Annotated in this window: 13 protein-coding genes and 1 tRNA gene; 7 read left to right on the top strand and 7 right to left on the bottom strand. The window is 34.6% G+C overall.

The features are described 5' to 3' along the window. Positions 1 to 157: 157 nt before the first annotated feature. Together STA7437_RS01460 and STA7437_RS01455 are read left to right on the top strand one after the other, a co-directional pair. Entirely contained in the window at positions 158 to 1,639 is a 1,482-nt protein-coding gene (locus STA7437_RS01460; protein ID WP_015191594.1) for a glycoside hydrolase family 10 protein, read from the top strand. 59 nt (positions 1,640 to 1,698) lie between these two features. Then, positions 1,699 to 1,779 (top strand) — tRNA-Leu (locus STA7437_RS01455). Positions 1,780 to 1,975: 196 nt separating this feature from the next. On the opposite strand, the gene murQ is transcribed toward STA7437_RS01455, so the two are convergent. Together murQ and STA7437_RS01445 are read right to left on the bottom strand one after the other, a co-directional pair. Next, positions 1,976 to 2,884, bottom strand: a complete 909-nt coding sequence (gene murQ, locus STA7437_RS01450) for an N-acetylmuramic acid 6-phosphate etherase (RefSeq protein WP_015191593.1) — start codon at positions 2,882 to 2,884, stop codon at positions 1,976 to 1,978. Between the two features lie 83 nt (positions 2,885 to 2,967). Further along, a complete protein-coding gene (locus STA7437_RS01445) occupies positions 2,968 to 3,357 on the bottom strand; it encodes a DUF3110 domain-containing protein (protein ID WP_015191592.1) in 390 nt (129 codons plus the stop codon). A 77-nt stretch (positions 3,358 to 3,434) separates the two neighbouring features. On the opposite strand from STA7437_RS01445, the gene STA7437_RS26400 reads away from it, so the two are divergent. Further along, positions 3,435 to 3,575 (top strand): hypothetical protein, encoded by a 141-nt coding sequence (locus STA7437_RS26400; protein ID WP_171815436.1) that lies wholly within the window; start codon positions 3,435 to 3,437, stop codon positions 3,573 to 3,575. A 384-nt stretch (positions 3,576 to 3,959) separates the two neighbouring features. Here the strand turns inward: STA7437_RS26400 and polA are convergent, their stop codons facing one another. After that, on the bottom strand, positions 3,960 to 6,914 hold the full coding sequence (polA, locus tag STA7437_RS01440; protein ID WP_015191590.1) for a DNA polymerase I: 2,955 nt from the start codon (positions 6,912 to 6,914) through the stop codon (positions 3,960 to 3,962). A 695-nt stretch (positions 6,915 to 7,609) separates the two neighbouring features. Next, positions 7,610 to 8,239, bottom strand: a complete 630-nt coding sequence (locus tag STA7437_RS01435; protein WP_015191589.1) for a YqiA/YcfP family alpha/beta fold hydrolase — start codon at positions 8,237 to 8,239, stop codon at positions 7,610 to 7,612. Positions 8,240 to 8,443: 204 nt separating this feature from the next. Between STA7437_RS01435 and STA7437_RS01430 the strand changes: the two genes are divergently transcribed. Further along, positions 8,444 to 8,641, top strand: a complete 198-nt coding sequence (locus STA7437_RS01430) for a hypothetical protein (RefSeq protein ID WP_015191588.1) — start codon at positions 8,444 to 8,446, stop codon at positions 8,639 to 8,641. A 297-nt stretch (positions 8,642 to 8,938) separates the two neighbouring features. On the opposite strand, the gene STA7437_RS01425 is transcribed toward STA7437_RS01430, so the two are convergent. The 3 genes from STA7437_RS01425 to surE all read right to left on the bottom strand — a co-directional run bounded on the left by STA7437_RS01425 (position 8,939) and on the right by surE (position 11,971). Next, a complete protein-coding gene (locus STA7437_RS01425; RefSeq protein WP_015191587.1) occupies positions 8,939 to 9,631 on the bottom strand; it encodes a hypothetical protein in 693 nt (230 codons plus the stop codon). A 178-nt stretch (positions 9,632 to 9,809) separates the two neighbouring features. Then, positions 9,810 to 10,952: a Ycf66 family protein gene (locus STA7437_RS24585; protein WP_015191586.1), complete on the bottom strand. Its 1,143-nt coding sequence runs from the start codon at positions 10,950 to 10,952 to the stop codon at positions 9,810 to 9,812. A gap of 314 nt (positions 10,953 to 11,266) precedes the next feature. Beyond that, positions 11,267 to 11,971 carry a 5'/3'-nucleotidase SurE gene (gene surE, locus STA7437_RS01415; RefSeq protein WP_015191585.1) on the bottom strand — a complete coding sequence of 235 codons (705 nt, stop codon included), beginning with the start codon at positions 11,969 to 11,971 and terminating at the stop codon, positions 11,267 to 11,269. A 437-nt stretch (positions 11,972 to 12,408) separates the two neighbouring features. Between surE and STA7437_RS24580 the strand changes: the two genes are divergently transcribed. The 3 genes from STA7437_RS24580 (at position 12,409) to STA7437_RS01400 (ending at position 16,352) form a co-directional block, all read left to right on the top strand. Further along, a complete protein-coding gene (locus tag STA7437_RS24580) occupies positions 12,409 to 12,804 on the top strand; it encodes a hypothetical protein (RefSeq protein ID WP_150109025.1) in 396 nt (131 codons plus the stop codon). A 93-nt stretch (positions 12,805 to 12,897) separates the two neighbouring features. Then, positions 12,898 to 13,419 (top strand): DUF937 domain-containing protein, encoded by a 522-nt coding sequence (locus tag STA7437_RS01405; protein ID WP_015191583.1) that lies wholly within the window; start codon positions 12,898 to 12,900, stop codon positions 13,417 to 13,419. Between the two features lie 662 nt (positions 13,420 to 14,081). Beyond that, entirely contained in the window at positions 14,082 to 16,352 is a 2,271-nt protein-coding gene (locus STA7437_RS01400; protein ID WP_041619663.1) for a response regulator, read from the top strand. Positions 16,353 to 16,396 lie beyond the last annotated feature (44 nt).

The following is a 16,396-nucleotide window of genomic DNA, read 5'->3' as shown; positions in this document are numbered from 1 at the left end:
ATCAATAAATTGAACCATAACCATCAGTCAAAGTAATGTCAAGTATTAATAAGACATTAATATCTATAGATAAATATCGATAATTAAATTAACTAAGTAATTTGTATAACTCCGTATTTATTAATAAATAAGGTAATTAAAGCTGGGAGTAACAATTGTGTTCAAACAACAAGGAAATTCGCACATTTTTCGCATCATAATCGCAAGCTTCACTATTTTGGTTAGTCAATGCGGATTTAATCAACCAGCACAAGCAGCAATTGGAACTTATTGTAAATTTGACCAAGAAGAAGTTCTGAAAAAAGAACAACTGCTTCAAGGTTTATTAGAAGGAAACGTTCAAGATCAACAAGAATATCAAGAGCTTATTGCACAACACGCTCAAATTTTAAATCAATGTCGTCGTCAAACTTGGCCACAGACACAAGCAATTTGGCTTCGTCTCTATCCTTGTGATGTTAGCCCTGGTTCAATTGATTACATTCTTGATCGCATTGTTAATCTTGGTTACAATCGCATTCATCTAGAAGTATTTTACGACAGCCAGGTTTTATTACCTCCTGGTGATAATCCTACTCCCTGGATTCCTGTAGTGCGATCGCCTGGAGCCGAAAACGTGGATCTCCTTGAACAAACAATTAAAAAAGGTCGCGAACGAGGACTAAAGGTTTACGCTTGGCTATTTACCATGAATTTTGGTTATACTTATGCTCAAAGAAGCGATCGCCAAGAAGCTTTAGCTCGTAATGCCCAAGGTGAAAGCAGTTTAGCTGTAGTACACGACGCTTCTCAAGCTTTTATTGACCCTTATAATCGTCAAGCACAAATTGATTACTATCAATTAGTTCAAGCAGTACTCGCCAGAAAACCAGATGGAGTTTTATTTGACTATATTCGCTATCCTCGTGGTACAGGAGCAAGATCTACAGTAGGACGAGTTCAAGATTTATGGATTTATAGTCCCGCTTCACTTCAGGCTCTTTACAACCGAGCTAAAAATAAAAAAGGACAAGCTTTAATTGAAAGATACATCACCAAAGGTAAAATTAGCTTAGATGATTTAGTAAGTCTTGACTATCTTTATCCCAAGGAAGGTATACCAGATTGGCAAGGTCGTCAAATTTCTGCTTCAGAAACCAAAGAGTCTGCTCGAAATCGTTTAGGTCAAATACAGTCAGAATTGTGGTTTTTTAGCGTTGCTCATGCTGCTCAAGGAATTATTGATTTTCTTTCTTTTGCAGCTTCACCCGTTCAACAGCGTAATCTTCCTGCTGGGGCAGTGTTTTTTCCTGATGGCAATCGTTTAGTTGGTCGAGGAGGATTTGATTCTCGCTTACAAGCCTGGGATAAGTTTCCTGCTTCTTTAGAATGGCATCCGATGGCTTATTCAATTTGTGATGATGCTAGTTGTATTGTCAATGAAGTTAAAACGGTCAAACAAATGGCATCTCCTGAGACTACAATCATCCCTGCTTTAGCTGGTTCTTGGGGTCAAACCTACAAGCAGCATCCTTCTTTAGAAGTTCAAATGTCGGCTTTGCGTTCAGCTTTTCCTGAAATTAATTCTGTTAGTCATTTTGCTTATTCTTGGATAGAACCACAAATTGATCGTCAACGCCAGGTTTGTAAGTTACAGTAATTTATCAAAATTGTTGATTTATTTTCTGTCTTTGCTATGATAGAAAACAGTCTAAATATGCGGACGTGGCGGAATTGGTAGACGCGCTAGATTTAGGTTCTAGTGTCTTTGACGTGAGAGTTCGAGTCTCTCCGTCCGCATCAACCAAGACATTTTTGGGGACTACGTTTACCTCACTCTTACCTCATCAACACTACTGCTATCGCTCAAAATTCGCTCACTTATTCCTCCAAGGCAAATTGTATAAACTCATTATTTGTCCCCAAAGTAGTCAATGAATATGTTTATTCCCCAACAGGGGGTTCAAAATCAAGCTACTTCATCAACCCTAGAAAATTATTGCTCTTGCAAAGCTGCTCTTAAATTGCCTTGATGTTTGGCTAATAAATTTTCTCCTGTAACGCTATCTAAATCAGTCCAGTGCATCAAAAGAGCTAGTTTGACTTTATTACCACTGCGTTGCAATAAATTTTCAGCTTCTGGTTGATTTAAATCGGTTAAATCTGTAATAATGCGTAAAGCGCGATCGCGTAATTTTTGATTAGTTACCGCTACATCTACCATCCGATTGCCATAAACTTTTCCCTGGCGAATCATTACTCCTGTCGAAAGGATATTTAATGCCATTTTGGTAACTGTACCAGCTTTGAGTCTAGTTGAACCTGCTAAAATTTCTGCTCCTACTAACAGTCTAATATCTACATCAGCATTGATTTCTACTTGTTCAAGAGGAACACAACTAATAGCAACTGTTTTTGCTCCTCTTTCTTGAGCAGCAGCTAATGCCCCATGTACAAAAGGAGTAGTCCCGCCCGCTGTAATGCCAACAACTACATCCAGATTACCAATTTGATGATGAGCGATCGCACTTGCTCCATCTTCTGGTCGATCTTCCAAATCTTCTGAACTTCTAACTAAAGCACCTGCGCCACCAGCAATAATTCCGTGAACCAATTCTGGAGGAGTACAAAAAGTAGGAGGACATTCGGCAGCATCTAAAACGCCTAATCTACCGCTCGTACCTGCACCTACATAAAATAATCTTCCTCCTTGAGTCATTGCCTCATTAATCAAATCTATTGCTTTTGCTAAAGGAATTCTGGCAAGAGCGATCGCTTCTAGGGTTTTGGCATCTTCACGATTAAATAAATCGACAATTTCTAAAGAGGATAAACTATCAAGATTTTCACTGGCAGGATTAATCTGTTCAGTTAGTAAATGTCCTCTTGACTGTAAATTTTTCATCTGCACAATAGAGTAAGAGCAAGACTCTGAATTTAGCTTAACTGTGACCTAGATTGAGGAATTTATAATTTAGAATTCAGATTTCACAACAATCCTTCTAAACGACGGCGAATGCTGTCCAATTCATTTTGAGCTAATTCCGATTCTTCTACTTCTGCGTTAGAAATACTTTGTTGTTCCTCTTCCTGATCCCAATCAGTTGTTTCAACATTTTTGTCTGGAGGAACAGCTAAGTTACCAGGTTCAATAATTTCATAGTCATATCCAGCTTTACGACAAAAAACCTCTACTTCTTCTGAATCAATTGCTTCGACTGTCGCTTCGGGAAAATCCTGTGCTTCTAGCATTAAAGCAAAACGAACCGCATCATCTTCTTCGGCGAACATTAAAATCTTATTGAGATCGCCAACTTGAATCGTATGAACACCTTCGTTATCTGTTCCAGCATTAAAGAGCAAAATGTATACACGCATACCTATCAGTAGAGTAGATCATGTCTTGAATTATAATTTGACTTTGTTTTATTACTTCAAGATTTTCATGCAGAATAATGAAATCATCAGCGTATCTTATTAACGTAACTTACGCACAGATGTTTGAAATCGATGTAGCTTTATTTCATATGCCCGATAATTCTTACCCTTTTGCTTCCCTGTATTATTGGGCTACTTTTTGTGCGGTAGGTAGTTGAGAATTAATCGCGATCGCTCTAGACTCAATTAAAATATCATTTTTTGATATCATATTAAACCATCGTCAGATTTATTTAGCTGCCAAAAAAGCTAATAAAAGCATTAATGCTTGGATGGATGATGTTTTGAGCGCAGAAGCAAAGCAATATCTTACATAATGAAAGAAAATGAGTTTATTCGGAAAGTTAAAAAACTAGCCAAAGCCAAAAATATTTTCGTTAAGGTGGATAAAAAACGCGGTAAAGGTTCAAATATCACAAGTTGGGGATAAACATATTGTCTACGCACTCTTAGGGCATTTTGATAATATGCGATCGCTATAATAATGAAAAACTTTGAATGGGGAAAAAGTCGTGAATCATCCCGCAATGATGCAACGCCACTTACTTAGCTTCCATCCAATTTTTTCCTGCATTAATTTCTACTAGCAAAGGAACACTCAAACTAACTGCATTTTCCATTGTTATTTTGATTTGAGTTTGCAACTCTTGCCATTCATGGGGAGGAACTTCAAAAACTAATTCATCGTGAATTTGTAATAATAATCTGGCTTGATATTGCTGAAGAATTTGGTGTAATTTAACCATCGCGATTTTAATAATATCTGCACTTGAACCTTGAATGGGAGAGTTAGCAGCAGCCCTTAATAATTGAGCATCGTTATAATTATATTTTAGTTCCGCCAAATTAATATCTTGGGGTTGACTACCTTGAAGGTTAGTTAAACTTTTACTACCAAAATTAAAATAACGTCTTCTACCTAAAATAGTTGTGACAAAACCATTTGCGATCGCTTCTTTTTTAACTCCTTCTAAATAAGCAAAAACTTTTGTATATTTAGCGCGATATTTGTCAATAAATTCTTTACCAACGGCAGTACTAAAACCGGATTCTCTAGCAAATCTTTGCGCGCCCATACCATAAATAACACCAAAATTAATAATTTTTCCTAAACGTCGTTCTTCGGCAGTAACTTGTGATTTATCAAATAATAATTGTGCTGTGATACTATGAACATCTTGATTAGAACGATAGGCTTCAACTAAGACTGGTTCTTGACTTAAATGAGCGAGAATTCTTAATTCAATTTGGGAATAATCAGCAGCTACTAATAACCAATCATTTTCGGGAATAAAAGCTTGACGAATTTGCCGAGAAAATTCGGTACGAATAGGAATATTTTGTAGATTAGGATTTGAAGAAGATAATCTACCTGTAGCAGTATTAGTTTGATTAAAATCTGTATGAACTCTTTGAGTATCGGAACGAACTAAAGCAGGCAGGGCATCAACATAAGTTGATTTTAATTTTGATAAAGTACGTTGTTCTAAAATATAATCAATCAGCGGATGATCGCCTTGTAATTTTTCTAGAACAGCTTGATTAGTTGAATAACCAGTTTTAGTTTTACTAGATTTTTTACGATTTAAACCTAGTTTTTCAAATAAAATTTCACTTAGTTGTTTAGGAGAATTTAAATTAAATATTTCTCCTGCTGCTTGATAAGCTTTTTGTTCAAGTTCTTGTAAATTTTGGGCTAATTGTAAGGAAAATTGTTGCAGATAAGGTACATTGATTTTAAAGCCAATTTTTTCCATGTCTGCTAAAACTATTTCCAATGGTTGTTCTACTTCTATCAGTAGTTTATGTAACTCTGTAAATTTAATTAATTCAGCTTGAAGTTTTTCTACTAGCAGATAAGTAGCATAAGCATCTAACCCACAATATTCAGCTACAGTATCAATTGATAAATCGGCAATAGTTTGTCCTTTAGGAATACCTAAATTTTTATAGGTTTTAGAAACGATTCCTATTAAATAACGTTCCGATAAATCAGTAAGGTTATGACTGGTTTCAGGATTAATTACATAACTAGCTAACATCGGATCAAAGACAACTCCAGCTAACTTAATTCCCTGGTAATGTAAAACTAAACGATCAAATTTAGTATTTTGAAAAGCTTTAGGATAATCTAAAGATTCTAAAATAGGTTTTAAAGCAGTTAAAACTTGCTGACAATCTAATTGTTTTCCGTCTTTATGTCCGACAGGAATATAAGCAATATCTGTAGTTTGATTTCCCCAACAGCAACCAATTCCAACTAAAGTCGCATGATGAGGTTCTAAGGCAGTTGTTTCTGTATCCCAAGCCACAGGTTCTGAAGGATTAGTATATTTTTTTAAAGTATTAATTAATTGTTCTAATTGTTCTGCGGTTGTAATAATTTGAGGTTGAACTAAAGATGGTGAATCAGGATTATTTACAGATTTAAATTTATTATTTTGTTGAATGATTTCTTGATTAAGACTGAAACCAGATTCATCACTATTAAATAAAGATAGTTGTTCCCGTTCACTTGCAACTGTTTCTGACTGAAGCTTTAATTTTCCTCCCAGTTTTTCTTGTAAATGTTCAATTCGATCAATTATTTTTTTTAGTTCTAATTCTTTCAATAAAGGAATAACTTCTTGATAATCAAAACCTTTTAATAAACATTCTTCTAAAGTAATTTTCAAAGGAGTTTTTGTATCTATAGTTGCTAAATAACGCGAATGAAAAGCATTATCTTTTCCTGTAGCAATTTTCTGTTTGACTGCACCTTTGAGTTGGTTCAAACTTTGATAAATACCTTCTAAAGTAGAATATTCATTCAATAATTTAATTGCAGTTTTATCGCCAATTCCCGTAATACCTGGAATGTTGTCTGACTTGTCACCACACAAAGCTTTGTAGTCAATTACTTGTTGCGGAGTAATACTTAACTTTTCTACTACTGCTGCTGTATCAAATTCTCGATAACTACCAGAACCACTATAAGTTAGCTTAGGCTCTAAATATAAAACACTAATCTGTTCTTGATCGTTGACTAATTGAAACAAATCGCGATCGCCAGTGACAATTTTAACACGATATCCTGCAAGTGATGCTTGGTGTGCCAAAGTCCCTAGCACATCATCAGCTTCATAACCAGGTGAAACCGCAATAGTTACATTCAATGCAGCTAATAATTTTTGCAGATTTTTGAGATCGGGAACAAAATCTTCTGGTGTTTCCTGACGATTGGCTTTGTAGGTAGGGTCTGCTACACTACGAAAAGTAGGCTCACCTAAATCAAAAGCGATCGCTAAATACTCAGGTTGTTCTGATTCGATCACTTGTAGTAAAGAATTAAGAAAGCCAAAACAAATACTGGTAGGAATTCCTGTTGAAGTTCGCAACGCTCCTTTTTTAGATTTAGCAAAGGCATAATAGGAACGAAAAGCCAAAGAATGACCATCAATCAGAATAAATACTGGACAATTTGAGTTGACAACAGAAGTAGCAGTAGCTTGAGACATAAATTAGTTGATTTATAGAGCTAAAAAAAATAGCTTACAGATTTATAGGGTATCGAACTTTTCAGTAATCAAGCTTGATTTATTTCTAAAAAATCAGACTCACGAGTGAATAAGATGTAGCTATTTAAAGTAACTGTTGCAGCAAATAAATAACTGTAAATATTCGTAAAAACTGGTTTTATTTATTCAGAGACTAGTGCTAATTTAATAACAGGTACAAAGAAGTACACCACACTTCTACCCAAACTAAAGATTAGAGCTTGTACCTCCCGCTCTGAATCTACTCGATACCTTCCTACAGAAAAAAATAGATTACGAAATAAGTGGTATCGCATTCAACTATTTTCCTGGAAAATAATAAATAGTTTTTGAATGTATGAGCCAAATCTTAACCAGAAAGGGTAATGTTTTTGGATGATAGAGAAGGGTAATTGAGAAAACTTTGTAAACCTTAAGTAGAGATATAATCAAACTGTTTACTCTGTCTAGTTTTGAATTCAATCCCGAATACCTCATTGGGAATTCTTTGTTTAACAATCATAATGTAGAGAAAAGCGGGTTGAACCTTAAATTGTAAGTAGTCTAGTATATGGGAATTTTTTAACAATTATAACCTGCTTTTCTTCTGCATCACTAAGAGCGATATATGACGAGAAAGATGTCATAGTCGTTTTTTGATTTTTATGGGTTAATTTTTAAAGCGCGAAAGTTTGAATTGATTGCCAAATTTTTTCTTCTACATTAGTTAAACTGTGATCGCTTTCCAATTCAATTAATTTTACCCAAGGACGTTGGGAAGCATAGTTGCGACTAGCTGCGATTGGAATTACATCATCGTTGACACCATGAATGATTAAAGTAGGTAAAGCGCGCTTCAGATGAGAATCATCATACTTACTAAGATCTACCACAAATTGATAATGAAGAGGCAGCATTCGCCCTTTTCCATAATGATAAGTCGATAAATAACCAGACTGTTGCCATTGTTGTCGTTGTGCTTTGCCGAGTTTAGGTAACCAATGAGCCAAAAAATTAAAAGCTGGCGCAAGTAGAATCAAACGTTGTACTTGTGGATAAGTTTCTCCCAACCACGCAGCCGTTAAACCGCCAAAACTTGAACCAATAATAGTAATAGGAGTATGGGAGGTGGGAAAAGCTGTAACCACTTGTTGAATTTGTCTCGTCAAAGTGAGATGAGACAAATCTCCCTGATTGAGATCTAAAAGATTTAAATTAATTCCAATTGTAGCAAAGCGATCGCGTAAATATTGAGCTTTATGGGATTGAGGGCTAGAAGCAAAACCATGAAGATAAATATATTCCATCAAAAATTTTATCGAAATTGTAAACGTTTAGGACTAAGATGCAATTTCTACTTAAACATCTTAAAGAAATTTAAACGCGATGCTTCAAATAAAACAAGGCAACTAAAGACATTTTCTTAAGAAGATTGACTTAAAAAAGAAGAAAATTATGGTTACTTATGTCATCATAATATCAAGAAGATATAAAGTTAGGATTAAGAAATCATGAATCAAATTCTGACCTACTGCAACCGATTACCTCAACTATGGCTTGGGTTTCAACAATATTTTTCTCAATCTACAGAAGAGAATATTGAAACAAAAACAGTTAATAGTGCTGCTCAAATAGAAGCTTATCTTCAAGCTGATGATAATCAACCAGTTTCTGGTATGACTTTATTTCTTTATGGTGATCAAGATTAATCGCTTAATCTAGCATTCTTAATCTGAATTGTCAAAAAATTGCTTGTTTAAGGCTCAATTATGAGTGATCAAGAATTAAATTATTTTTGGTTTTAATCTTTATTTTTTAAACACTTCTTAAATTTATTACATTACGTACTTCTAATACTGAATCTTGTTGAAATAACATCTTTAACAGTTGGGTAAAGGCACGAGACAGGAATTTTGCTTGTGGTTAACATCTTTACTCAAAAAGCCTGTTTTTAGAATTATATTTGATCTCAATTAACTATCAACCAAAACTATGATATTGAAAAATTAAGAAGCTTGACGTAATCGATACTGTTGACGATTAAATTCTTTTTGTTCTTCAGTTAAGAAAGCATAATTATCAATCGGAAGACGCATATCCCATTGAGTTTCGGCAAATACTAAAAGATTAGCTGTCATAATTAAACCTGTTGCCAAAAACTGCCAACCAAGACAGTAAGGTAAAATGACTATACCTAAAATATGCCATAAACCTGCAACTATAAAAGCACGCGATCGCAATCCCCAACCTGTACAAAAATAACCAATTGCACTTAAACTTAACCAAAGATGGCATAAGTGCATTAAGACTTGTCCCCAACCCAACAAGATTCCTAAATCGGTAATTACGACACCGCCTAACATTAAAAATACCCAACTATACAAAACCCATTTCAAACGTTCTACTTTCACCCAAAAATGAGTTAGGGGAATCATTGCTACCGTACCAACAATTGTTAAGATTGACCAAAAAATTGCTTGAGTGATCCAGTCAATGGGCGCAAATTGGGCAGTGATAAAGATAATTGCCGAAATTAAACCCCACATTACAAAAACTTGGTCTATTCTGGTATAAATATTCGAGAATAAAGTTTTATCTTTAATATTTAGTTTAAAATGCCATAATCCTTGACGATCCTGAAAATCTAAGGCGTGTTGCTTGCGACGCAAAATTGGTTCGGAAAAACGAAAAAAATTCATTTAGGTATACAAATGTGAAGATTAAGTCAAAAGTTTTATTTTTTATTCGTCAATCTTTACAATAGTACACCTTAATTAAAAGTTTGCACTCAACTTTTTTTCTAGTCTTGAAGTATAGAAAAACTTTAACTAAAAAAGCGAGATTGAGATTGAAAATTAAGAAATTTAAGAGTTTTATTCAGGAATTTTCTCTTTTTTGCTCCATTTCTTTCAAAAACTCATCGATATTTAAATCTTTTTGCTTATCTAAAGACTTGGTAGTTTGATTAGAATCAATTGTCGGTGGTGATTCTTGAACTTCAGTTACTGTGATTGGTTCTACAAAATCATTTGGATTGGAGTCGACATCCTCTTCATCCCAATTGGTGGTTTCTAAGTTATTTGGTTCGATTTCCGTATCAATAATCTCAACTATTTCCGCTTGAGTCGAAGAAGTTGATTTTGATGATGCATCGATTGGGGTAGTTTCAACAATAATTTCTTCTGTTTCTACTGTGGGTGAACCTTCTTCAGAGGATTTAATCGAAATTGTTTCTATTTTAGTTGTTTCTGATTCTGGAGTAGAAGTTGTCTCGGCAATTGTAACTTTTACTTCAGTAGTAGTTGTTTCTGCTTCAACCTCTTGATCTAAAAGATCATCAAGTTTAGTTGTAGCGACAGAACTAGTATTTTTTGTGGTTGGTCTTTTTGAAGCGGGTTGCTTTTTGCCAAAGTTGAATAAATTGCTGAACAATCCTGATTTTTTGGTTGCTACGGGTGATGGTGTAGTAGATTCTAGTTTGGGAGAATTTGCTTCAGAAGTTGTTTCTACGGCAAAAGGTTCTTCTGACAAAATAGCTTCACTATCTTGGGGTGTTGATTGTGAGGTTTCTTCAAGAATTGTGTCTTCTATTTCTTCTGCCGAACTTGATGGTGTTGTTAGGGATGTTTGGTTTGGTAGTGTAGGTTCTTTTTCTGTAATTGTTACTGGTGGGATAGGTGGTTGGGGTTTAACTTGTCGTTTACCACTAAATAAACCTTTAACTGAATTAACTACAGAAAAGCTATCAAGATTTGCTTGTTGTTCGGGATTAGCGATCGCTTTTCTTAATTTAAAAATTTGCCAATTATAGGAAGTGAGTAGGGCAACGGCTGCGACTTGTCCTAATAATAATCCACCTGTCATGCTAGTGGCACAAAACCATAGCACTAGGGCGTAAAATAAGCCGATTGCACTCCAAAAAAAATCGTCTTGGCGGTGAAGATCTGGCAACAAGAAAGCTGTCAGAAATAAGATCAAACTATTTAAGCCAACTGCGATCGCTAGGACGTATGGCAGCATTTTTCATTTACTCCTTCTGTATCCCTCTATATATTTTGCTGTAAAAACCTTGTCTCTGTGTCAATATTAATCAAGTCTTCTGGCGAAAAATTGATAAGTAATGTTGCAAGGGTGATAGTGGTTTGAATTTCTGCCAAAAAAATAACCCCCAAATTATGCCGATCTGGGGGAATTTGTTTGATCTGCCAGTCTTTGATCACGATCCGAGCAAGGTTCTGAAATTTGACTGACGATATAAAGCAGAGTGTTGTCTCTAGGAAGCAATCTTGATTATTAACTTAAAAAAAAAATGTGAGGATTTTGTGATCTAAAAATTAGAGTGTGATCAAAGTGACAGCAATATTTCCCGAAAAACAAACATCAACATCTGTTCCCGAAGTGCGATCGCGTTGGGAATATTCACCTTCGTAATAGTGTAAATCTCCTTCCGTTCTAAACTTAAGTGGTAAAGGATCGATACTTGGTTGACAAAAAACTATTTCTGGTTTAGGTTGATTTGGTTCGAGATGAGGTAAATTAACATTCCAAAAACTATGAGGAGGAACAGGACGATTCAATAATTCTTGTAAAACCTCAGCAGTCCATAAACTTGCTTTGTTCCAATCAATTATTAATGGTCTTTTAATCCAATGAGAAATAGCAATCCCAGGAATACCGTGTATAGCAGCTTCTCTAACCGCAGCTACTGTGCCTGAAATATAAACATCTATCCCTAAATTACCACCCGCATTAATTCCAGAAAACACCCATTTTGTTTCGGGAGCGATTTTAGTTAAGGCAATCCTAGTACAATCAGCAGGAGTTCCATCGACAGCATATTCTTGTTCTGAACGACATTCTATTTGAATTGGTCGATGCGTAGTAACTTGATGTCCGCAACCAGAATAATGATCTTTTGGAGCAACAATAATAGAGCGATCTTGCCTTTGGCAAGGCACGTAGTGATCGCTGACAGCTTGTTTCAAGGCTCGAATACCAGGTGCATCAATTCCATCATCATTAGTGAGGATAATTGTCATCGTAACTGATTGATTAAATAAAACAGCTTTGATATCTTAATGACAAATTTGGTTTGGTTCAAATAAAAATACTTCTACTAGATACAAATCAAAGCTTTTTTCTAACAAATCCAACTCAACTTGGTTGAACAATAATCAAATATTTAGTTTTCTAGTTTACTCTTAATCCTTTTAATAGTTTAGGAATCACTTCAATATTCTCTAAGTAACATTATCGTGTTTAACAAATTAAATTTCTTACTATAATTAAACTAATTAATAATTATTTTTATAGTTAAATGCTCAAAAATAAAAAAAATATTGGATGCTTGACATTTTTATTTTTATTTATTAATAATTCTGTTTTTGCTCAACCTAATTTTAATCAGGATTCAGTCACACTAAATAATTGTACTTGGAATCAAACTAAAAATAGTAATCACTTCATAGACAAAAAAATGTCAAATAAATCCTCTCCTGAAACTAGCTCTAGTCAGTCTAGAAATTTGGTAGCAGGATTTGCTATACCCAGTCTCTGGTGGGCAAGAGAGCAATTTGACCCTTTTAATGGAAGATTAATTAATCATTGGTTAGCTTCTCCTCAAACCAAACAAATTAATCTCATAGTCAATTGGCAATTATGGACTTTATTAGATTATTTAGAAAGATATCGTTTAATTAATCAATTTGGTACTGTTGTTAGAGAATATGGTTATAATCTCCGCATCTTTAATCAACAAAAACAATGTTTAGCCACTTATGAATATAATCCCCATAGTAATCCTCCTAAATGGGATATTCATTTGGAACAATCGAACCAAGATAGCTTACAAATTGAACCAGAAACTAATTAAATCTCCGATTTAAACATTAAAATAGGATTTATTGGGATATTTTGTGATAGGTTCTAAATAAATAACACTGTAGTTATTAAGAAATTAATCAACATGAGCTTATTTAATCAGATTCTTGGTGCAATCAATAATCCTGAGCAAGAAGCAAATCCCAATCAATTAGCCAGCATTTTAGATACCGTACAAAAACTTAGTGGAAACTATAACACTAATCCTTCGGCGATCCAATCAGCTATGTCTATTGTTGGTAGCTTTACTCGTTCTGCTCTTCAAAATCAACGTAGCAACGGTGGAGAGGGTCAAGTACAACAGCTAATCAATCAATTTGCTGGTACACAAGCTAACTACCAAGTATTACAAGCTTTGTTTAATAATTCACAGTTGCAAAATATGACGCAACAAATTAGTAATAGAACAGGTTTAAATCCTCAAGCCATACAAAGTTTATTACCTATTCTTGTTCCTTTAGTCTTAAATTTCTTGAAAACTGGCAATAATACCACTCGTTCTCAGGCAAATAATTCAGTTCTTGATAGTTTTTTAGATGGAGATAGAGATGGAGATGTCGATATCGCTGATGCGATCTCTATGGCATCTCGTTTTTTAGGTCGCTAAGTAATCAAAATTCAAAATCTATTGATAGTTGGAGTTGAACTGAATAACTCCAGCTTTTTTTGTTAAATAATCCATTAAAAAAAATTGTCAATCAGAATAAATACTTAGTCAATAACTCAAAAAGCATTTATATTAAGTTAGATTAAATCTCAAAACTACTTAATAGCGATCGCTTTTACTGTGATTGATTTATAAGATTATTAAGAAAAGTAAATTTCTATTTAAGCACAAACAGACCAATCTATCACCTACTTGTCAAATATCAATGTTGACTAAAATATCATATCTGTAAAGCTAAATAAACTCATTAGTTATTCTCAATAAAATTTTCTAACAAATCTTAACTTAATTATTCTTAACTTTAAATCTAGAGTACTGAAATATTAAGAGCGATCGCTTTAAATAAAGTATGCTAAGATTCTGCTACAAATAAACAACTTGATCTGAAATTGAGTCATTAGGGTTGCTTGTTCATCAATAAAATATAGAGATACGCGATCGATACATTGCTCTTTTACAGCAAAACCTGTTTCAAGTTTGTCAAAATTTTCTAATCTAAAAGAACAGGGAGAAAGACTAGAGAATAAACTTCCAAATTCTCTACTTCTTCCCTAGTTTTTTTCATGATCTGTAGGCAAAGAAAAGCCAAACAAAATTTAACTATGCGAATTTTACTAGTTGAAGATGATGAGATTTTAAGCAATGTGTTGTGGCAATCTCTTACAAGTCATAACTATGTAGTTGATGTTGCTCAAGATGGTTTACTGGGATGGGAATATATTCAAAGTGGTGAATACGAACTAATTGTGATGGATGTAGGACTACCCGAACTAGATGGCATTAGTTTATGTCAAAAGTTACGTAGCAAAGGTTATTCTACTCCTGTTTTATTGATGACTGCAAAAGATGCTAATCAAGAAAGGATTCGGGGTTTAGATGCAGGCGCAGATGATTATTTAATCAAACCTTTGGATGTTGATGAACTCCACGCCAGAATTAGAGCCTTATCCAGAAGAGGAGAAGTAATTCCTACTGCGGTTTTAGAGGTTGAAGGTTTGCGCTTAGATCCTAGTAGTTGTCAAGTCAGCTATCAAGACAAACCAATTAAATTAACCCCTAAAGAATATAACTTACTAGAATTATTTTTACGTAATCGGGCTAGAGTTTTTAGTCGATCGCAAATTCTCGACCGCATTTGGACTTTTGACGATCCGCCTTTGGAAGAAAGTGTCAAAGCTCATATTAAGGGATTACGCAAGAAACTTAAACAAGCAGGTGTAGTAGATTGGATTGAAAACGTTTACGGAATTGGTTATCGTTTTAGTCCCAAACTTGAACAATCTCAAACTAATCAAACTCTTTCAAGCTCTGTTGAACAAGAATTTAATCAAAAAATGGAGCAGATGTGGCAACAATACCAAGGCTTGATGAGCAAAAGATTAAAAATTTTAAATTTAGCAGCAACTGAAGCAAGTAAAGCTCGATTATCACCAGATTTACATCATTCAGCAGCCCAAGCAGCCCATAAATTGGCTGGTGTTTTAGGAATGTTTGCCAGAGAAACAGGAACTCAATTAGCCCGTGAAATTGAAACTCTTTTGCAAACTAATGAAGTTTTATCTGCTATTCAAAGAGAGCAACTAATCTTTTTGGTGGATGATTTAAGTAATTTATTAGCTTTAGAAGAATCGACTGCAACTACTACTATCATTAATCAACCAAAATTACTTTTAATCGTTAATAATGAATTAAAAAATGAACTTCAGCAGCTAAATTCACTTAGAGAAATAAGTTGGCATCAAGTAGATAATTTAGAAACAGCAAGGCTTTGGTTACAAGAAAATTGTCCTCATTTAGTTGTTTTAGATTTAGAAACTAGCAGCGACTCTGCTCAAAATCTTGCTTTCATTACCGAATTAACTAAACGTACCCCTTCTGTCAAAGTTTTAGTAATTTCGGCTGAGGATCAACTAGCACAAAGAATTGCTATTGCTCGTGCAGGAGCTAGTGGTTTTTTGGTCAAATCCTTTACAGCTAAAGAAATTGGGGATACAGTAACTCAACTTCTACAACATAGTCGCCAACCTCATTATTCTTACCAAGAGAATCCCACTACTCAAATTCTAGTCGTAGATGATGACCCCATTTTTCTCAACGCAATTGAGACTTTACTCGAACCTTGGGGAATGCAAGTTACTACTTTAGATCAGCCTTTACGCTTTTGGGAGCTAATGCAAAAAACTAAGCCTGATTTATTGATTTTAGATGTAGAAATGCCTCAGATCAATGGCATTGAATTGTGTCAAGCAATTCGTAATGACCCTAATTGGCAAGAATTACCTGTTTTCTTTCTCACTGCTCATCGAGATGCGGAGACAATTCAACAAGTATTTGCAGTGGGTGCAGATGATTATATTACGAAACCTTTGGTAGGCGTAGAATTGTTAGCTCGAATCACCAATCGTTTAGAACGAAATCGTTGGCTACAAAATCTTTCTACCAAAGATACTCTCACTGGTTTAATGAATCAACCCCAATCAAATCGTGCCTTAACTTCATTGTTTCAAAATAACCAATCTGGTTGTTTGGCAGTTGTAAGTATAGCTGAAAATGAATTACGTCAAATTAATTTGAAATATGGTCATACAATGGGAAATCAAGTCTTACAACGCTGGAGTAATTTATTACAAACTGTTTTTCGACAAATTGAAGTCTTAGGGTACTACGGCTTGGGTGAATTTGTCCTGGGTACAATTAATCTAAACTATCATGAAATGCGCGATCGCACTGCTGAATTAGCTACTAGTCTACGTAAACAAGTTTTTACTGCTCCTGATGGAGAACGTTTTCAAGTTGAATTTAAAATTGCGATCGCTCAATATCCCAATCATGGCGATACCCTCCAGGCTCTATATCAATTTTGTTGTCAGTAAAAGCGAAAAAGCAAATTGCCCTTATTAAATGTGTCGCATTTTTT

The organism is Stanieria cyanosphaera PCC 7437, from assembly GCF_000317575.1.
Classification (GTDB): Bacteria; Cyanobacteriota; Cyanobacteriia; order Cyanobacteriales; family Xenococcaceae; genus Stanieria; species Stanieria cyanosphaera.
Note: the sequence above shows the minus strand (reverse complement) of the source record. Positions and strands in the feature narration are given on the sequence as shown.